Genomic DNA, 19492 nt, shown 5'->3' on the forward strand with positions numbered 1-19492 from the left:
AGGAGTCAGCCAGAACTTACACCTGTCTCATGCGATTCATCTTTTTTCAGGATTATGCAAAGAGCCCAATTTCAAATAGTCGCAACAAACTGGCTTGAAAATTGAATTCTTCAGCATTGGCCTCATTGCTTACCTGCGCAGCATCCAATGCCAATTCGAGCGCTGTGCCAATTGGCTGGCCAGATTGGCAGGCAGCAATAAAAGCAAATTCGGCTGGACTTAACAGCGTGTTCACCACCCGCAATTGCGGTCGAAAGATGACGAGTTGTTCGGGTATCGACCAATCGAGTGAGCCAGCACTGAGCTCGTCGCTTTGATGCACTCGCCACAAACCATGAATGCTGTATGACGACTCAATCAGTTGCGTACCAGCGGCCAATCGGAGCATCTGATCGGCCAGATCATGAGCATGCTGCGACAGGAATTCGGCAAGGCTCAAGACTTGCGTATCTGCGGCATTTTCTGCAGTATGAATGGCCCATTCCAAATGCGCCAGATCAGGCAGGCAAGCTAGGCGCGGGTCTTGTTGCACTGGCCCAAACTGTTTGAGAAAGGTGGCAAAGTCTTTGCCACGCTCGGCCAGATCACCACTTTGCGAGGCATGGCTATGGCGATAATGCCGCACCAGGCCTTCAAAAAAATCATCGCCAACCCATTGCGCCACGACCGGAAATTGTAACCTGAGCGCGGCCAGTGTGACCGCCTGACCATTGCCGCGATACAGCGCCAGTCTTTGTTGCACGAGTGCAGCATCACCGGCCCAAACTTGCTGCTCGATACCTTGCTGCGCCAGCGTCAGTAGTGTGGTGGCATCCTTGAAGCCGTTCAATGCCTGGGCAAACAGCGCCTGCATGGCGTCGAGTGTTGCCTGGCTGGCGTTGTGGGGATCAGAGCGTGACATGATGGCTTGATGAAGCATCAATCGTCTGGTTTGCCTGCAAGGTGGATTGTGCCAGTTGCTTGGCATGCAGGGCTTCGCCCAGCAAAATATCCAGCGCTGGAATGTCGTTATCCCATTCAATCAATGTGGGGCGTGCACCAAATTGCTGGATGGCGGCCTGGTAGAGTTGCCAGACATCATCGCAAACGGTGGTGCTGTGGGTGTCGATCAGGCAGGTCTCAGTCACGCTATGGCCGGCCAGATGAATTTCACCAATCACCGCGACGGGTAGTTCATGCAGCATGGCTTGGGCATCCAGATCAAAGTTGCGCGCATTGACATAGAGATTATTGAGGTCAAGCAGAATCTGACAACCGCTGCGTTGACTGAGCTCCGCCAGAAAGCCGGTTTCGGTGTAATCGGCCTGGGCAAATTGCAGATAGGCCGAGACGTTTTCAATTAACACGATGCGCTGCAAGGTATTTTGCAGATGATCAACCCGTTCGACAAATAAATCGAGTGCCGCTCTGGTCATCGGCATGGGTAGCAGATCATTGAAATGATGACTGCCATGACTACCCCAGCACAGGTGTTCTGAAACGAGGCAGGGGTCAATCTGCTTGACCAGCCGCGCCAGTTTTTGCAGATGGATACGGTTATCTTGTGGCCGCATCGAACCCAGTCCCAATCCTACCCCATGCAGACTGATGGGGTAGTGTTCGCGCGCCTGCAACAAGGTAGCCAGAGCGGCACCACCGTCGGCAAAAAAGTTTTCGCTGTGGACTTCGAGGAAATCGAGTAGCGGTTGCCGTTCAAGAATCTGGGCATAGTGCGGTTGTCGCCAGCCAATACCTATAGCGCCATTGGGCAGGCTTGATACAGGATGGAAAGGCGAGGCTGATGACATAAGCAATGGTGGCAATGACGACAATGGCGATGAAATGGTGATTGGTATAAACGTTGTGACGGGACAATTCACCGCCGGATTGGCTCGTGACATTGAAAGCCTGAACCACAAAGCACACAAAGAAAACCCAGGTATCTGCCATTCTCACAACCGCAGCGGATGGCAAGCTATTCAAGCAGCATAAACTAGCCATGCCAACTGGCTGCAGCAAATTCTGAACCGGATTGTCTTTGCGCTTTTTGTGTCTCTTTGCGTCACTGTGGTGACAAGAAGTTAGGAATATGACCCATCAATCCGGCGGTGGATTGGGTCCTATCCTTTTTTGCCTACCTTGGCTTTGGCGGCATCTGCAGTCAACCCACCGGCAGCGGCGCAACTGCCTTTGGCAACATAGTTCCATTCAGCCGGGGCCAGATCATCCTTGGCCTGACCGGCGCAGGAGTGGGTGCCAGTCAAATTGGCGCAATCATTTTTGCCTGCCTTGGCAATGCCGTAGCATTTTTCTTTGTCGGCGGCGACAGCGTGTTGGGTCAACATGGTGGTAGCTGATAAGGCCAGTAAAGATGCCAGGGTGGTTTGAATGACTTTCTGTTTATTCATGGCGAACTCCTAATAGGAAAAAAGATCAAATGGTGAAATACTCTTGCAAAAGCTAACTTATCCATCACTTGCTGCTAAATCACTCTTGCTCAACGGTGGTCGGTTCAGCTTCCGAAACATTACACCATTAAGACAAATTTTTTTGATGTTTATGGATTGAGTTGTATGTAGGGAATTACAACAAAACACTTGGTAACTTGACGGAAGTATTTTATAAATGCACACTTAACATTTAACCTTTTGTCACAATCAGGGTTCACCAGAAAGTTTGCGTAAAATGACTATCAATAGAAAGCAAGCCTTTGCAGAACGGTTGAAAAAAGCACTCAAGCGCAGTGCTGAGCAGGTTGATGGTGCAACCGATCTGGCTCACCAATTCAATCTTCATCATCCTCACCATTCCATTACTGTTCAGGCGGCGCATAAATGGCTTTCCGGTCAGGCAATACCTTCGGATGAAAAAATTGAAACTCTGGCAAGCTGGTTAAATGTGTCGTCATACTGGCTACGCATGGGCGAGCAGGAACTGGCGCCAAGCGATGCAATGGTACAGGCCAAGCAGAGTCAGGCAGATGCAACACCGGTCGATCCGCAGCTGCAGGCTGATGAAGATGCCAAGTTGTTGGCCAATTTACGGCGCATGCGTCCTTATCAACGCAAACTGTTTATGGAATTGGCCGAGCAGATGGTGGCAGAAAAAGAAGTCTGGCCCACTGTGCGCTAAGCCTGCTCTGATAGGCGCTTGCAAGCGCTTTAGGCATAGCCAGAAGATTCAGGAAACCCGGTTTGTACCGGGTTTTTTATTGCCAAAAAAGCCATTTTATGGGGTGTATATTGATATATTGGTTTCTTAGGTGCGTAATTAAATGCTTAAGATAAATACAGTGGGGGACTATATTCCCAGTCATTGATCCGAGGGCTCAGTGATGGATAGCAGGGACGAGCTATCCGCCACACTGGTTTTGAAGGGATTGCGTTCTTCCAGTTCACTCACATAATTGGCCATGCCACCGGTTTCCCGTTTTAAAAAGTTGGCAACGGCATCGGCAAAGGCTGGATGCGCCAGCCAGTGCGCCGAATAGGTGACTACCGGCAAAAAGCCGCGGGCCATTTTGTGCTCCCCTTGGGCACCGCCTTCAAAGACGGCAATTTTTTCGTCGATACAAAATTCCAGCGGCTGGTAGTAGCTGGTTTCAAAATGCAAGCAGTCGATATGCTCCAGCGCTCCCCAGTAGCGGCCATACAGCACGCTGTGTTGCGCATCTTGTTGATAGACCAGGAGTGAGCTGGCAATCTGTTTACTGGCCCGCTCGGCCACAATCAAGAGCAGATTTTCTGGCATGGTCTGGCCGATGCGGCTAAAAAATGGCAGGTTGAGGTAGGGGGTGGAACCGTGTTCGCGGTAAGTGCGGTTGTAGCACAGGGTAAAGAAAGCCCAGTCTTCGGGCGTGGCATCCTGGCCGCGAATGCGCCGAAAGGTGACGCCGGCCTCGGCTACTTTGCGCCGTTCGGCCCGAATGTTTTTGCGCTTTTTACGCTCCAGACTTTCCAAAAATTGTTCAAAGTCGGTATAGCCCTGGTTTTGCCAATGAAACTGCACGCCGGTGCGTAGCATCATCCCCGCATCCACCCATTGCTGGGCTTCTGCCGCTGGCGGGTAGAGTACATGCAGCGATGACATCTTGCTTTCCCTGGCCAAGGCCAAAGCGGTTTCCAGCAAGGCCTGGCGTGCGGGGGCATCGACCGCCAGGAGCCGGTTGCCCATGACTGGCGTAAAGGGAATCGCCGAGAGCAGCTTGGGGTAGTAAGGCAGATCATGGCGCTGATAGGCGTCGGCCCAGGCCCAGTCAAACACATATTCGCCATAAGAATGGGTCTTGGCATACATGGGGAGTGCAGCGACCAATTGTTCGCCAGCGCCATCGGCTACTCTTTGCCAGAGGGTGACAAAATGCGTCGACCAGCCGCTGCGTTCGCAGGCGCAGTGGGTTGCTTCGAGTGCGGCCAAAAAGTCGTAGCGTAAAAAAGGCGTGGCCTCATTTTGCTGTACCAGCAATTGATCCCAATCAGACTGCCTGATTTCGGCCAGTTGCGTGATGATGCGCGTGCGATAATTCATAAGCTTGTAATCAATCATGAAAGATATTCGGATGGCTTCGTTTACGCCGGCACAGACCACTCACACTTCACCATCCAGCCTGCGGGTGGCGATTGGCCAGATCAACTCCACCATTGGCGACTTTGCTGGCAATCGCCAAAAAATCATGCATGCAGCAGGCCAGGCCGCGCAGCAGGACGCTGATATTTTAGTCACGCCCGAACTCTCGCTGGCCGGTTATCCACCCGAAGACCTGCTGTTGCGTCCGGCTTTTTATGCGCAGACCGAACAGGCCTTGCAACAGCTGGCCACTGATCTGATGGCCTATCCCGATCTTTACGTGGTGGTGGGTTTTCCAGCGCGCGTTGCTAGCAAAAACGTGGCTGGTCATCCCTTGGAAGCCACGCATGGTGTGCAGTGTGGCGCATCGCCCGATTTATTTTGCCACTTTAATGCGGCAGCGGTACTGCATGGCGGTGCCATGGTCGCTACCTACTACAAGCAGGCGCTGCCCAATTATGATGTGTTTGATGAGCAGCGGTACTTTCAGCCAGGCACGCAGCCTTGTGTATTCAGCGTCAAGGGCGTGCATATTGGCCTTAATATCTGTGAGGACATCTGGTACACCAAGGCGCCAGCGGCCGCGCGCGCGGCGGGCGCGCAAATTCTCCTGGTGCCCAATGGTTCGCCATTTCATACCGATAAACAAATCCAGCGTTATGAAGTCAGTCGCCAGCGTGTCCAGGAAACCGGCATGTCCATTGTCTATGCCAATCTGGTGGGGGGGCAGGACGAACTGGTGTTTGATGGCGCTTCCTTCGTCATGAATGCTCAGGGTAAAGTGACCACGCAACTGGTACAGTTTGAAGAAACCGTGGACTGTGTCGATTTTGTCGCCAATGCACCGCTACCTGGTTCACACCGGGCACTGGCCAGTGTTGAGGCGCAGGTCTATCAGGCGCTGGTATTGGGGGTGCGCGACTATCTGGGTAAAAATGGCTTTCCGGGGGCCATCATCGGCTTGTCGGGCGGGGTGGATTCGGCCCTGGTATTGGCGGTGGCGGTCGATGCTTTGGGTGCCGATAAAGTTCGGGCAGTGATGATGCCATCGCCTTACACCGCTGATATCAGCTGGATTGACGCGCGTGATATGGCTAACCGTTTGGGTGTGCGCTACGATGAAATTCCGATCGTCGATGTCTTCAGCGCGTTTCGTGCGACCCTCGCGCCCGAGTTTGATACGTTGACTGACGTCAACCCCAATGACACCACCGAAGAAAATATTCAGGCGCGGATTCGCGGCACCTTGCTGATGGCCTTGTCCAACAAGTATGGCTCGATTGTGCTCACCACGGGCAACAAGAGCGAAATGGCGGTGGGTTACTGCACACTGTATGGCGATATGGCTGGCGGTTTTGCCGTCATCAAGGACATTGCCAAAACGCTGGTGTATCGGGTCTGTCATTACCGCAATAGCGTTTCTGAAGTGATTCCAGAACGTATTCTCACGCGTGCACCGTCAGCCGAGCTACGCCCCAATCAGACCGACCAGGATTCCTTGCCACCCTATGAAGTGCTCGACGCCATCATGCAAATGTATATGGAGCAGGATCGCCCGCGCGCCGAAATCATTGCGGCCGGTTATAGTGAAGCCGATGTGGATCGGGTCACGCGCCTGATCAAGATCAATGAGTACAAGCGGCGTCAGGCACCGATTGGAATTCGCGTGACCGAGCGGGCATTTGGCCGCGACTGGCGCTACCCGATTGTGTCCAAGTTCAGGGAATAAACTTAAGTAATCAGTTCAGGAAATAGGTTCAGAGAATAAATTCCAATCTGGCTGGGCAGCGAGTGGCCAGCCAGATTGGACTGCAAGCAAAATGAATGGCAGTCAGAAATAAAAAATTACTGGCTCTTGCCCGACAAAATACGATCCAGATAATCTTCCAGTTCATTGGTGCACACATCAATATCGTAACGCTGCACCATGTACTCGCGGCCAGCCTTGGAAAGACTCTCTGCCAGCGCGTCATCGGTCATCACCTTGGTGATCAGGCGGGTCATGGCTGCCACATCTTTTTCGCGGAAACCAAAGCCACTCTTGCCTTCGATAATGCCTTCGGTATCACCATGATGGATTGAAGTCAAAATTGGCACACCGCTGGACTGCGATTCAAAAATCACAATCGGCAGACCTTCGGCATCGCCGTTGCTGGCAGAAATACTGCAAACGCAGACGCAGCGCGACTTATCCATTTCTTTTTTGACTTCGGTACTCGGCTGCGCACCTAAGAATTTGACTGACTCACCCAAGGGGCGTGCCTGTGCTTCCAGCGATTCACGCAGCGGGCCATCACCAATGATGACCAGCTCAATATCGGGCACGGTTTGTTTGACCTTGGCAATCGCCTCAATCAGATAAGTACAGCCTTTCTTTTCCGCCAGGCGTCCTACAAACACCACGCGTTTATTGCGTTGGGTGATGGGCAGGCCTTCTGGCTTGAAATGCTTGGTATCGACACCGTCGTAGCACAGACCAATTTTGTGCGCCGGCACACCAATTTCAATGGCGCGTTTTTCAATGGCCTTGGAGACTGCAATAAAAAATACATTGGGATGATTGGCCAGTTCGCGAAAGCGTTCCGGGTAATTTTTCATGAACATGCCGCCCTTGCCAGCGTGCCACCATTCGGCATAGGTCTGTACATCAAAACCATGCAGGGTGCAAATGATGGGAATCCCCAAATCCTTGATCAGCGGCCATTTCTGAACCAGTTCGGTACCAAAGTGAATCTGGAACAAATCTGCCTTTTGTGCCTTGAGTTTGGCGACATCGGCAGGAATCGCACGCCCCAGCAAGAGATTGAGCTTGCGCCAGATATGGCCGATCAGCCCCGGTTTTTTATCGAGCAGCGTGACTACTTCCAGCCCATCGAGCGACAGACCGTTGGGCAGACGATAATCACCCGCCAATACCCCATGCCAGCGGCGCAAATTGATGATCTGCAGCTTGATGAAGGTTTCGGAAAACGGCAGGACTTCGGTTTTATAAACAAGAATTTTTTTCATGCAATCAGACGAACAGCCAAAAAGTAAATGGGGTCGATGTTAGCAAGTGCCATGAGCGATGTCGTGCGTATTTGTCACGGAATGGGCTGATATCAATGGAATGATGTTTGAAAAGTAGGGGGTGAACTGCCAAGACGCCAAGTGCGTCAAGAAAGTCTTAAGGTCAAAGGCATTTACTACAAAGACACAAAGAGCGCCAAGAGAAATCACCTGTCCAAACAGCGCTGTTGAAACACGGTGACAGAGTATTACTCTGTCCCCAGACTACGTGGTTAGCACCGCAACTGTTTTAGACTTGTTATGGCGTTCTTGGTGCTCTTTGTGGTGAAAAAGACGCTGTTTTTCCTTGGCATGCTTGGTGTCTTGGCGGTAAAAATTTGAATTTCAACTTGAACGCAGCAGCACGACAATCGCACCGCTGCCACCGTCCTGGGCGCGGGCCTGACAAAAGGCCAGCACTTCATCCTTTTGCACCAGCCAGCTGCGTACCTTGCCTTTCAGCACGGGCTCCTTGTTGACGGAGCCGAGTCCCTTGCCATGAATCACGCGCACACAGCGCTGGCCCGACTTGATGGCACGACGTAAAAATTCACCCAGCGCTTCACGGGCTTCATCACGCCGCAGACCGTGCAAATCCAGCTGCGCCTGAATCACCCATTCGCCACGTCGTAATCGGCGCACCACATCCTGACCAATGCCGGGGCGGGTGTAGGACAGTTCATCATCGGTATCAAGCAGGCTTTCGGCATCAAACTCGTCGGAGAGGGATTCGCGCAGTACTGCTGCTTCATCGGCTTGCGAATGTCGTGCAATCGGCTGAGGAATCGGTTGTGGTTTGGCCACTCGTGGTGCTTGCTTAAGCGGGGCGACGGCACCGACGGCATGACGAAACAGATTGGCTTCCTTTTCCTGCCGCATCGCCGTTGCCGCCTGCTGCTTGGCTAACGCAGCGCGTTGTTCTGCTTCCTGTGTGATGCTGTCACGTAATTGTTTGAGATCGCTAAGCTGTTTGATTGGCGTTTTCATGATGCATGGTGATCATCAGATTTCAAGATTATCAATCAGCCGGGTCTTGCCCAGTTTGGCTGCTGCCAGTACTACCAGGCTATTGGGACTGGCCAATTCGGTCGGTGCCTGCAGATCCTCACGACGGCGTACCGCCACGTAATCAGGTTGCCAGCCCGCAGTGGTGAGTGCCTGCATGGCCTCATCTTGCAGTTGGTTGTAGTGGCTCGGCTCGGTGACAAGGCCGGCGCGTATTTGTGTGGCAATCTGCTTGAGCAGCGCATGCAGACGGGGTGCTTCGGCACGTTCATCCGCGCTCAGATAGCCGTTGCGGGAAGAGAGCGCCAGGCCATCGTCAGCACGGCGGGTTTCGCCAGCCATAATTTGAATGGGCAGCGCCATTTGCGTGACCATCTGACGAATGATCATCAGTTGTTGATAATCTTTTTTGCCAAACAGCGCCACATCGGGCTGCACGCAGGCAAAGAGTTTCATGACGACCGTCGCCACGCCGGTAAAAAAGCCGGGGCGAAATTCACCTTCCAGGATATCGGCCAGCCGTGCTGGTGGCACCACTTTGTATTCTTGCGGCACCGGATACAGAGCGGCCTCGGTCGGGGCAAACAGCACGTCCACACCGGCAGTGCGCAGGCGCTCGCAATCAGCCTCAAAGGTGCGTGGATACTTGTCAAAGTCTTCGTTGGGGCCAAACTGCAGGCGGTTCACAAAAATACTCGCCGCGACTACATCACCTTGCTGGCTGGCAGCCTGCATGAGCGCAATATGCCCATCATGCAGATTGCCCATGGTCGGTACAAAGGCTACGCGTGCTGGAAAGTTGGTGGGGTGGAGAACGCTACGCAGTTCAGCAATGGATGAAACGATTTTCATGGGCAGACCATTCAACTTGAATCAGGCATTGGGGGTGTAGCTGATGCGCACATAAATTGGCGCATAGGCTTCCGCCTGGGTGATTTCCACCAGTGATTCCTTGGCCAGTTCGAGCAGGGCGACAAAATGCACCACCACCACGGGCACACCCGCGCCCTTGCGCAGGTTTTCTTCAAACAGTTCGGCAAACTCAATAAATTGGCTGGTTTGCAAGCGGCGCAGAATCTGGCTCATATGATCACGAACCGAGAGTTCTTCGCGGGTGATCTTGTGATGGGTATTGAGCTTGGCGCGTTTGAGAATGTCGGCCCAGGCGCTGCGTAAGTCATCGGCCGAAACATCGGGGTGCCTGGTGACAACGGTGTTGTCAAAGTGAGCATGTGCCAGGACAAAATCGCGCCCCAGTTGCGGCTGATTATCGAGCTTTTGCGCAGCCAGCTTCATTTTTTCGTATTCGAGCAGGCGGCGGACCAGTTCGGCACGTGGATCTTCCGGTTCACTGCCATCTTCCTTGGGCTTGACGGGCAGCAGCATGCGCGACTTGATTTCAATCAGCATGGCGGCCATCAACAGATATTCGGCGGCCAGCTCCAGATTGTGATTGCGAATCTGATCCACATAATCCAGGTACTGGCGCGTCACTTTGGCCATCGGGATGTCGAGCACATTGAAGTTTTGCTTGCGGATCAGATACAGCAACAGATCAAGCGGGCCTTCAAAGGTTTCGAGAAAAATCTCCAGCGCATCCGGTGGGATGTACAGGTCTTGCGGCAGGGCAAACAGCGGTTCGCCGTACAGGCGCGCAAAAGCCACGCCATCCACCACATTGGGTGTGCTGTCCGCTTCGTTGCTGGCGGGGGTCAGATTCTCAACTTGGCTCATGATGGGTATTGCGTGCTTGGCTTGCGCTGTATGCGGCTTGTGGTTTGCATGTTTGGCAAGCGGCTGCTGTCAACGGCCATCAGTTGTTGGAATACACGTAGGGCTTTTGCTTGACGCGGGATGCTTCGGCGCGGGCGCGTTCATCCAGATCAATCGGCTTTTTGTCCCACAACAGGGCGCGGCCTTTTTTCTGCTCGGCTTCGAGCTGCGGTTTCTTGTTTTTGAGCTCACGCATAAACTGGGTAAATTCGGATTCGTAGTTGGCCATGTTGAAGCTCTTGTTGAAGTGCTGGTTAGAATGGTTTAAAACGGTTTGTGCTGCATGGCTGGCCAGATAAACACCGTCAGTCACGTTGCAAGCCTGCCATTTTACCGAAGGAAAGCATTCACATGAAAAAAACTGCCTCAGCATTGCGCTGGCACTGGATTGGAAAGGGTATCACCATGAGTATTCTGGGCGCATTGCTGGGATTGGTCGGCTGCGGCGAGGCACGACTCGATGAGCTGAAAGTGGGTACGGCCACCGAGGCCGAAGTGCGTGAACTGCTCGGTAAACCCGAAACCATCTGGGAGTCTGACCAGCCCGACGATGGCGTGGTGCGCACGCTCGAATATCCGCGTGGCCCCGAAGGTCTCAACACCTATATGTTTGATTTTGATGTGGATGGCAGACTGCTGGCCAAACGTCAGGTACTCACGCTGGCGCAATTTGGCAAGGTGGTCGTGGGCATGAGTCGCGATGATGTACGCAAGTTACTCGGCAAGCCGCGCAAGGTGGAAAACTTTCCCCTCAAACAGGAAGAAGTGTGGGACTGGAAATACAGTGAGGGCTACCAGAACGCCTTTTTCAATGTGCATTTCAATCCGGATGGCAAGGTCGTGCGCACCAGTCGTTCCGAGCCGTTGGTGAACTGATGGTGAGTGGATTCTGAACGGATTGTTTTTAGCTGTCTGAATATACTGGTCAATCGTCATTTTTAATCACAAATAAATACGCACCTGAGCGTAGGAATAACCCTACATACAACTAAGGAGTATCCGCTTTAATGCGGTCTCACCTACCCCCATACTAAGCCTGCCAGCCCCTGATGCTGGCTAACTTTCTGTCCTAGGTAATACCTTTGGCAGGGTGGGGGAAACCGGTAGTGCGCTTGTCCTTGCGATTTTTAATCCCGTTGATGCTGGCTTTGGTGCTGATTGCCTGGGTAACTGTGCCGCTGGTCGATCGGCTGGCCATGCGCTGGTTTGTCAATGATCTCAACACCCGCGCCTTGCTGGTGGCCAATGGCATGGGTGAACGGATTCTGGAGCTGGCCAGCGAGCGTAACGAAGCGCGGATACAGGGCTTGTTTCTGCGGGCGATGGCCGATGAAAAGCTGCACGCCTTTGCTTTTTGCGATGCAACCGGCCAGCGGCTCTACGTGACGGCGAGCCTGGCCGCCGATGTGAGTTGTAGCCCGGCACCGGCCAGCATGACCACCAGCCAGATATTTCGGCTGGAAGGCAAGACCCTGCATATTGTCAAAACCCCGGTCGTCAACGAGAGTGGCCGTGGCGAGCTGATTCTGGTGCAGGACATGAGCTTTATCGAAAGACGCATCAACGACGCACAGCATTATGTGTGGCTGTTTGTACTGGTGATTGGGGTGATCGTGGCCACCATTACCGTACTGATTGCCGAGTTGAGCTGGCGCGGCTGGGTGGCCAGTGTACGCAATATGATCCGTGGCCGCGAGTTGCCATCGCCGGCGCAGGATCGGGATATGGCACCGGAACTGATGCCCGTGTTGGATGACTTGCGCGACATGATGCGCGAACTCGATCAATCCCGTCATGCCGGTGAAGATGCCACTGCACAATGGCATGCCGAAAAACTGCGCAGTGTGTTGCAGGACGTGTTGTCGGGTGACGAGATCATTGTCCTCTCCAACCGTGAACCGTATAGCCATGTGTATACGCCACAAGGGATTCGCGTCAAACGTCCGGCCAGTGGTCTGGTGACTGCCGTGGAGCCGGTCATGCGCGCCTGTTCGGGCACCTGGATTGCGCATGGCAGTGGTGATGCCGATCGTGCTACCGTGGACCAGCTCGACCATGTGGCGGTGCCCCCGGAGCAGCCGTTTTATACCTTGCGCCGTATCTGGTTAACACCGGAAGAGGAGCAGGGCTATTACTATGGGCTGGCCAATGAAGGCTTGTGGCCGCTTTGTCATATTGCCCATGTGCGTCCCGTGTTTCGGGCGCAAGACTGGGAACAGTACGTCAAGATCAATCAGCATTTTGCCGATGCGGTGATGCTGGAGTCGACTACGCCCGATCCGGTGGTGTTGATTCAGGACTATCACTTTGCGCTCGCGCCGCGCATGATCCGAGCGCTCTTGCCACGCGCCACCATCATCACTTTCTGGCATATTCCCTGGCCCAATCAGGAAATCTTTGGAATCTGTCCCTGGCGTGAGCAACTGCTGGATGGCTTGCTGGGCAGCACGATTCTGGGCTTTCATACGCCCCAGCATTGCAAAAATTTTATTGAGACGGTCGATCGTTATATGGAAACGCGGATCGAGCACGAGACCATGACCATCTCTTATAAAAGCCAGTTGACGCGGGTTGAGGCGTATCCGATCTCAATCGACTGGAATGTCGGCACGCTGGATGAATCAACCTTGCCCAACGACACGATCGAAGCCATCAGCCTGCAGGTGCGGCAAAAGCTCGGTGTGGCACCCGATTGTCTGCTGGCCATTGGCGTGGATCGGCTCGATTACACCAAGGGCATTGTCGAGCGGTTGGAAGCCGTGGAGCGCATGCTGCAATTGCATCCCGAACTGGCGAGCCGTTTTGTGTTTGTGCAGATAGGCGCACCGACGCGCTCGGCGCTGGAAGAATACAAACAGTTTGAAAGCCGCGTCAAAGCCACGGTCGACCGCATCAATGGGCAATATCAGTCGAGTGGCCATGAGCCGGTGCGCTTGCTGGCCGAGCATCATGACACCGAAGCGGTGTACGCCTATTACCGTGCCAGCGATGTCTGTCTGGTGACCAGCCTGCATGACGGCATGAATCTGGTGGCCAAGGAGTTTGTCTCGGCGCGCGATGATGAAGCCGGTGTGCTTCTGCTCTCGCAATTTGCCGGCGCAGCGCGGGAGCTGCATGAAGCGCTCATTATCAATCCGTATGACCGTGAAGAAACGGCGCTGGCCTTGTATCAGGCACTCACCATGCCGCACGATGAACAGCGCGAACGGATGCGGGCGTTGCGTGCTTCGGTCAAGGATTTCAATATTTATCGCTGGGCTGGGCGCATGTTGCTCGATGCCGCGCGCTTGCGCCAACGTGAACGGGTGGCGGCACGATTGACAGCTTATCACTAAGAATTTAATTATTTGAAATCTGAATATTTTGATATTGAATCAGGCAGATAGCTTATGCAGTTTGCTCATTCAGTTTAAAAGCGTGATCAGTCAATCATCAAACTGGCTGATCCTGGGTTTTGATAACTTGACAGGAGGGCAGGATGGAATATCTCTTTGACGCGCTGGGCAAGCAGGCCCTGGCACAACTCAAACCACACAGTCTGCTGGTATTTGATTATGACGGCACACTCTCGCCGATTGTGGATGAACCGCATCGTGCCATCACACCGGTGCCGATCAAGGACGCGATTGCCGCCTTGAGCAATCTGGCGCAGATTGCCGTGGTGACTGGTCGGAATCGGGATGACATCCCACCCCGATTGGGACTCACGCCCCGTTTCATGTTGGGTAATCATGGACTGGAAGGGATGCCCGGGCGTTTGCCCCATGTCGAGCAGGCGCAACGACTTTGTCAGATGTGGGCCGAGCAACTGGAGCAGGCGCAATTGACGGCGCTTGATCCGGGCATTTACATCGAACATAAAAATACCTCCATCGCCATTCATTACCGTTTGAGCAGTAATCCGGATGCAGCGCTGGCCTATATTCAGCAAGCCTGCGCCAGGCTGGACCCTGTTCCACGCACTATGTCCGGTCACTCGGTGCTCAACCTTTTACCCGCTTTTGCGCCAGATAAATGGGAAGCAATTTTGGCGCTGGTCGATGTCGGGCAGTTTGATCAATTACTGTTTATTGGTGATGATGAAACCGATGAAGTGGTATTTCGTGCCGCCCTGCCCGATTGGCTGACGATTCGGGTTGGCCCTGTGACTCAGACAGCCGCGCGTTTTTATATCCACGATCAATCCGAGGTAGTGACCTTGCTCAAAACATTGAATGAACAATGGCAAGGCCTGGTTGATATGGCACCATGAATGTGATGCTGCCATTCAGCCTCAACGAATTGCTGGGTGAAGGCGGCAACGGTCTGGCTTATCTGGGCATGCTGGTCTTGTTGCTGGGCGGGGTGCTGCTGGTGCATCGCCTGGTGGACGATATTGCGGTACGCATTACCCGGGGTCGCGTCATCCTCGCCACGCTGGTCGCCTATCTGCGCAATCCAACGCGTTGGGTTGCGCTGCTGTTTACCACGCAATTATTGTTACGCAGTCCTTCCGTCAAGGCAGGTTGGGGCGATCTGGTGTTGCAGATCAACACCCTGTTATTGATTGGCGTGTTGAGCTGGGCTGCAATCCGTGCGGTGGCGGCAGTCTGTGATGGCGTACTCAACCTCAACCCGGTCAATATCAGTGACAACCTGCAGGCGCGCCGCATTCATACCCAGGCCACTGTCCTGGCGCGTACCCTGATGTTTTTGATTGGCTTTCTAGGGCTTTCCTCGGCCTTGATGACTTTTCCCAGTGTGCGCCAATTGGGCACCAGTTTACTGGCATCGGCGGGGGTGGCGGGTTTGATCGTGGGCTTTGCCGCCAAGCCGGTCTTGAGCAATATGCTGGCTGGTCTGCAGATCGCATTGACCCAGCCAATTCGTATTGAAGATGTGGTGATTATTGAAAACGAATGGGGCTGGGTCGAAGAAATCAATGCCAGTTTTGTGATTGTGCGACTGTGGGACCAGCGCCGCATGGTAGTGCCGCTGAACTGGTTTATTGAACATCCGTTTCAAAACTGGACGCGCACCTCGGCGCAGATCATTGGTTCGGTATTCATTTGGGTTGATCATCGCATGCCCCTGGAGCCCTTGCGTGAAGAATTAAAGCGGCTCTGTAACATTGACCCCGACTGGGATCAACGCGTCAGTCTTTTACAAGTCACCGATGCCACCCCAACCGGTATGGAGTTGCGGGCTTTGGTGAGCTCGTCCAGCTCGCCGCAATGCTGGGACTTACGCTGTCGGGTGCGCGAAGGACTGGTGCGAATGGTTGCCACGCAATATCCGCAATTCCTGCCCAAGGTACGGGCTGCCCTACGCGAAGAGATGGCGGGGAGTGCCTCGGTTGAGGCCGTTCCTAAAATATAGTCCTAAGGTGTATTAATTTTCAATCAATGAATACGCACCTGATGGGTTAAATATGACCTATACTACCTGATAGTATGAGATATTTTGGTCTCTTTTGGCCTGATTTTCCGTGTATTAATTAGCATATTTTTCATGGTAATCCGCTGGTCTTGAATCACTCTGCCCAAAGTGCCGGATCGGCCAATTGTGGGTCAAGTTTGATCAATGCCTCTCGCCCTTGTATGGCACGCATTTTCCAGCCCTTGCCGCGTTGCAAGGCATCTTGCCAGGCATGGTTGAAAATGGCGGCCTGACCATTTTCACAAAAATAGCTGGCCAGACTGGCGGCCTGCAAGAGATCCTTTTTTGACTTGACGCGTTCACTGACAGGTCGTTCACCATAAATGATCAGTTTATGAACAGCAAAGCGTTCCGGTGCGGGCAAGTTGACCACACAAGCACCCAGATTGCCAAATATGCAGCCTTGTGTGGTCTGTTCCAATGAAAATTCCATGAACTTCAATGGCTCAAGCGCCAGATTCAGTTCTGGCAATACCACTACCTTGTTGCTTCTTGTCATGCTGGTCACAAAATCGACTCTCAGCTCCTGGTCTTTAGGGTTGCGGTATTGTGCGCCAGCCAAACCATTGAACTGGGTAATGGGCAGCAAGCCCATTTCGAGCGATTCAAGTGCACCATGCACGTCCAGTTTTATCGAAGCTGGCAACGCAACCGAAATATTGCGGCCGGCATGGGCAAAGTCGACATCGAGTGTTGCTGCACCATCGCTCCATCGAACCCCGAGCATATTGCCTAATGCAAGAAATGCATGAGTGCCAATCAAAATGCCGCCTGCCCGAAAGAAACCATATTCAGCCAGTCGTTTGATAATGCGAAAATGTTTGGGTGCCACCGGAGCACAGCCTAATGCAATGGCTGAACGTGCGGCTGGTGCCAATGGCTTGTCTTGGCGGATTTTGGCAAATCTGGCAATCAGTGCCTGCACCCGTGGTTCGTCCGGGCCGACATAGGCCATTCTGACTTTCGGGTCGGTATCGCGATAGGCAAAATACCAATAAGCCTTGCCATTTCGATCGAGCTTCTGAAAGCTGCCTTTCAAACCAGCCAGCGCATTGGTCATTTCAAAAGCGCGTGTCTGCTCAAACAGTTCGGCATAAGCTGTCTGTGCTGATAAATTCAATTCGCTCATTCTCATGGCACACCTTTTTTGCTAAACATTTTTTATTATTGTTTAGCAGTGTAAGGGGATTTTTTCTGCCTGTCCATTTTGCGTTGATGCAGCAGATCAGATTTCAATCCCTTTAAGTACAGGGCTGTGCTCTTACTTATCTTTTTGTTGCAATGACCGATAGTAGAAAGGTTTCCGTGACATGATGCGTAGCAACGCTGTTGGTTAAAGAATCAGGTATTCCTGCATCGGTACTTTTGAGTTGTTAGTTGTGCTTCGATATTGGAAATCGAAGCACTATTGGTGTATTTTTTTACAATCAGTAAAAACGCACCTAACAAGCTAAATATAGCCTATACCACCTGAGAGTATGAGGTGTTTTGGTCTTTTTTGGCCTGATTGGCGAGGTCGACTGGATTGGTGTCGCGGTCGTTGGCGGCATCAATGGCGGCCGCTTCGCTGGCATCCATTGCCAACAAAACCTGGGCCCGATCCAGCGCGGTAGCCAGGGTGGGCAGGATATTGGGTTCACCAATCGTATGCGCAAAGCCCGAGCGTACCAGGAGCGAAGCGGGTTGCTCATTGGCACCGCACAGCACCAGTCGACTGCCTTTTTTCCTCAGGCGTTTATACAGACTGAGCAGTGCATCCACGCCGGTGGTGTCGAGCGAAATGAGCTGGTGCAATTCCAGAATCATCACTTTGGGCAAGGGATGAGGGGGCAGACCCAGTTGCGCCTGCTCGGCGTCAGAGCGAATCAGTCCTTCGATCGTGCTGACTGCGCCAAAAAACAGCGAACCAAAAATACGGTAGGCTTCCACATCGTTGTTGGGCTTATCCGTGTTCACCTGCAAGCCACGATTGAAGGTGGTGCTAGTCAAATCAATTGGCTCGATATGGGTCAGGCTCGACATCCGGTAAATGAACAAAATGGCCGAGAGCACCAGACCTACTTCGACGGCCACCGTCAGATCAAACACGACCGTCAGAAAAAACGTCGACAGCATCACCAGCTTGTAGTTATTGGAAAAGTGCTTGAGGCGCATGAACTCATGCCATTCACCCATGTTGTAGGCCACCACAAAGAGGATAGCCGAGAGTGTGACCAGTGGCACATTCATGGCCAATGGTGCGGCCACCAAAATGATGAAGAGCAGAATGGCCGAATGGATCATGCCCGCAATCGGCGAGACTGCGCCATTGCGAATATTGGTGACGGTGCGGGCGATGGTGCCGGTGGCACAGATGCCGCCAAAAAATGGCGTGACGAAGTTGGCGATGCCCTGCGCCATCAGTTCCTGATTGGGATCATGCCGTTCATGCTGATTGCCTTCCAGCAGGCCGTCGGCCACACGGGCGCAGAGCAGTGATTCAATCGCACCCAACAGCGCAATGGTGATGGTGGGCGGAATCAGCTCCTTCGCCAGGCGCCAGGTGAAGTGCGGCAATTCAAAGGTGGGCAGCCCTTGTGGAATACCACCAAAGCGGGTGCCTATGGTTTCTACCGGTAAATGGAAAAATGCCACCAGGCTGGTGCCTAGAATCAACGCCACGATGGAGCCGGGCACCGAGGACAGATGATGGCTCAGATGTGCCTTGTCACGAAACTGCCAGAGCACATCCAATGGGCGTGGTGGCCCTTGCAGTGCTTTGTGGCGCATGATGCGCGCCCGAGAGCGCAGCTTGAGCTGATCGACAAAACGCGGCCAGACCGCAATCAGGATGAGTGCTGATGTACCCAGCAAGACGGTGATGGGCGAGATGGTACTGATATACGCAAACAGGGTGGCCAGACTGCCGAAGAAATCGCCGGGCATTTTTTCATCAATCTGCAGACCCAGAAAATCCTTGATCTGCGAAATTGCAATCAGTACTGCAATGCCGTTGGTAAAGCCAATCACAATGCCTACCGGGATATAACGTACCAGCGAACCCAGCTTGAACAGGCCCATCGTAAACAGCAGCATGCCAGCCATGATGGTGGCGATCAGCAGATTAGCCAGCCCATAACGGTCGATGATGCCGTAGATGATCACAATAAAGGCACCCGCCGGACCACCAATCTGTACTGGCGAACCACCTAGCGCAGCAATCAGAAAACCGGCAATGATGGCGGTGAAGATGCCTGCTTCGGGCTTGACGCCGGAAGCAATCGCAAAGGCCATCGCCAGTGGTAGCGCCACAATGCCAACGGTTAATCCGGCGGTGAAATCCTTGGCAAACATGCCACGGTCGTAGCCATGCAGATAATCCAGTAGTCGCGGATGAAAATGATGCAGGCTATTTTTCAGAGAGGTCGGCAGAGGCAGGCGCATGGTGCTTTTTTGGGGGCGACAGGGCAATCAGTTCAAGTGCGGTTTCATTGGGATTGAGCTCACTTTTTATGGATACGGCTTGGCTTCCATCATAGAACTTTCGACGGTACTTTTAAATGTGAATTGCCCTGATCCTGCAGATATATTTTGCCCCCGTGGGGTGAAAGCATCAAAGCCCGTTTTTCAAGTCGGATCAAGTTTGATCAGGTTCCAACCATGGTTCGGTGGGTTAGGTACGTGGATAAGGCACCCCAGCCTTTATAATGCGGCAATTGTCATT

The 19492-nt window shown here is 53.1% G+C and carries 18 protein-coding genes; 7 read left to right on the forward strand and 11 right to left on the reverse strand.

All coding sequences use genetic code 11. The annotated features are described in order from the left end of the window. Positions 1–52 precede the first annotated feature (52 nt). Positions 53–901, reverse strand: coding sequence for a putative DNA-binding domain-containing protein (locus ACMYR3_RS02635; protein WP_424194247.1), 849 nt, complete (start codon positions 899–901; stop codon positions 53–55). After that, positions 888–1787, reverse strand: a complete 900-nt coding sequence (locus tag ACMYR3_RS02640; protein ID WP_424194249.1) for a DUF692 domain-containing protein — start codon at positions 1785–1787, stop codon at positions 888–890. The genes ACMYR3_RS02635 and ACMYR3_RS02640 overlap by 14 nt, the downstream gene beginning before the upstream one ends. A gap of 34 nt (positions 1788–1821) precedes the next feature. Here ACMYR3_RS02640 and ACMYR3_RS02645 point away from each other — a divergent pair, with 34 nt between their 5' ends. Next, positions 1822–1971, forward strand: a complete 150-nt coding sequence (locus tag ACMYR3_RS02645) for a hypothetical protein (protein ID WP_424194251.1) — start codon at positions 1822–1824, stop codon at positions 1969–1971. Between the two features lie 128 nt (positions 1972–2099). Here the strand turns inward: ACMYR3_RS02645 and ACMYR3_RS02650 are convergent, their stop codons facing one another. Further along, positions 2100–2387: a DUF2282 domain-containing protein gene (locus ACMYR3_RS02650; RefSeq protein ID WP_424194253.1), complete on the reverse strand. Its 288-nt coding sequence runs from the start codon at positions 2385–2387 to the stop codon at positions 2100–2102. Between the two features lie 277 nt (positions 2388–2664). Between ACMYR3_RS02650 and ACMYR3_RS02655 the strand changes: the two genes are divergently transcribed. After that, positions 2665–3111: a transcriptional regulator gene (locus ACMYR3_RS02655; protein WP_424194255.1), complete on the forward strand. Its 447-nt coding sequence runs from the start codon at positions 2665–2667 to the stop codon at positions 3109–3111. Between the two features lie 180 nt (positions 3112–3291). Here ACMYR3_RS02655 and ACMYR3_RS02660 read toward each other — a convergent pair whose 3' ends face one another. Beyond that, on the reverse strand, positions 3292–4521 hold the full coding sequence (locus tag ACMYR3_RS02660) for a GNAT family N-acetyltransferase (RefSeq protein ID WP_424196325.1): 1230 nt from the start codon (positions 4519–4521) through the stop codon (positions 3292–3294). A gap of 16 nt (positions 4522–4537) precedes the next feature. On the opposite strand from ACMYR3_RS02660, the gene ACMYR3_RS02665 reads away from it, so the two are divergent. Further along, the gene (locus ACMYR3_RS02665) at positions 4538–6274 is read left to right on the forward strand and encodes an NAD+ synthase (protein ID WP_424196327.1); all 1737 of its coding nucleotides are present in this window, start codon (positions 4538–4540) and stop codon (positions 6272–6274) included. Between the two features lie 116 nt (positions 6275–6390). Here ACMYR3_RS02665 and ACMYR3_RS02670 read toward each other — a convergent pair whose 3' ends face one another. The 5 genes from ACMYR3_RS02670 to ACMYR3_RS02690 form a co-directional block, all read right to left on the reverse strand. Continuing rightward, positions 6391–7554 (reverse strand): glycosyltransferase, encoded by a 1164-nt coding sequence (locus ACMYR3_RS02670; protein ID WP_424194257.1) that lies wholly within the window; start codon positions 7552–7554, stop codon positions 6391–6393. A gap of 384 nt (positions 7555–7938) precedes the next feature. Next, positions 7939–8580, reverse strand: a complete 642-nt coding sequence (locus ACMYR3_RS02675; protein ID WP_424194258.1) for a Smr/MutS family protein — start codon at positions 8578–8580, stop codon at positions 7939–7941. A gap of 15 nt (positions 8581–8595) precedes the next feature. Next, on the reverse strand, positions 8596–9450 hold the full coding sequence (gene panC, locus ACMYR3_RS02680) for a pantoate--beta-alanine ligase (RefSeq protein ID WP_424194260.1): 855 nt from the start codon (positions 9448–9450) through the stop codon (positions 8596–8598). Between the two features lie 21 nt (positions 9451–9471). Further along, positions 9472–10332 carry a segregation and condensation protein A gene (locus ACMYR3_RS02685; protein ID WP_424194262.1) on the reverse strand — a complete coding sequence of 287 codons (861 nt, stop codon included), beginning with the start codon at positions 10330–10332 and terminating at the stop codon, positions 9472–9474. Positions 10333–10411: 79 nt separating this feature from the next. After that, entirely contained in the window at positions 10412–10600 is a 189-nt protein-coding gene (locus tag ACMYR3_RS02690; protein WP_424196329.1) for a DUF3460 family protein, read from the reverse strand. 176 nt (positions 10601–10776) lie between these two features. On the opposite strand from ACMYR3_RS02690, the gene ACMYR3_RS02695 reads away from it, so the two are divergent. From ACMYR3_RS02695 to ACMYR3_RS02710, 4 genes are all read left to right on the forward strand, one after another. Next, positions 10777–11247, forward strand: a complete 471-nt coding sequence (locus ACMYR3_RS02695) for a hypothetical protein (RefSeq protein WP_424196331.1) — start codon at positions 10777–10779, stop codon at positions 11245–11247. Positions 11248–11489: 242 nt separating this feature from the next. Beyond that, complete coding sequence (locus ACMYR3_RS02700) at positions 11490–13706, forward strand: alpha,alpha-trehalose-phosphate synthase (UDP-forming) (protein ID WP_424194264.1); 2217 nt, start codon at positions 11490–11492, stop codon at positions 13704–13706. Between the two features lie 143 nt (positions 13707–13849). Then, positions 13850–14623, forward strand: coding sequence for a trehalose-phosphatase (gene otsB / locus ACMYR3_RS02705; RefSeq protein WP_424194266.1), 774 nt, complete (start codon positions 13850–13852; stop codon positions 14621–14623). Further along, on the forward strand, positions 14620–15729 hold the full coding sequence (locus ACMYR3_RS02710; protein ID WP_424194268.1) for a mechanosensitive ion channel family protein: 1110 nt from the start codon (positions 14620–14622) through the stop codon (positions 15727–15729). The genes otsB and ACMYR3_RS02710 overlap by 4 nt, the downstream gene beginning before the upstream one ends. Before the next feature lie 154 nt (positions 15730–15883). On the opposite strand, the gene ACMYR3_RS02715 is transcribed toward ACMYR3_RS02710, so the two are convergent. Both ACMYR3_RS02715 and ACMYR3_RS02720 read right to left on the reverse strand, forming a co-directional pair. Then, a complete protein-coding gene (locus tag ACMYR3_RS02715) occupies positions 15884–16918 on the reverse strand; it encodes a GSU2403 family nucleotidyltransferase fold protein (RefSeq protein WP_424194270.1) in 1035 nt (344 codons plus the stop codon). Between the two features lie 332 nt (positions 16919–17250). Beyond that, a complete protein-coding gene (locus ACMYR3_RS02720) occupies positions 17251–19212 on the reverse strand; it encodes a SulP family inorganic anion transporter (RefSeq protein ID WP_424194272.1) in 1962 nt (653 codons plus the stop codon). Between the last annotated feature and the right edge of the window lie 280 nt (positions 19213–19492).

The sequence above is a fragment of the Ampullimonas aquatilis genome (assembly GCF_049675895.1).
Lineage (GTDB): Bacteria > Pseudomonadota > Gammaproteobacteria > Burkholderiales > Burkholderiaceae_D > Ampullimonas > Ampullimonas aquatilis.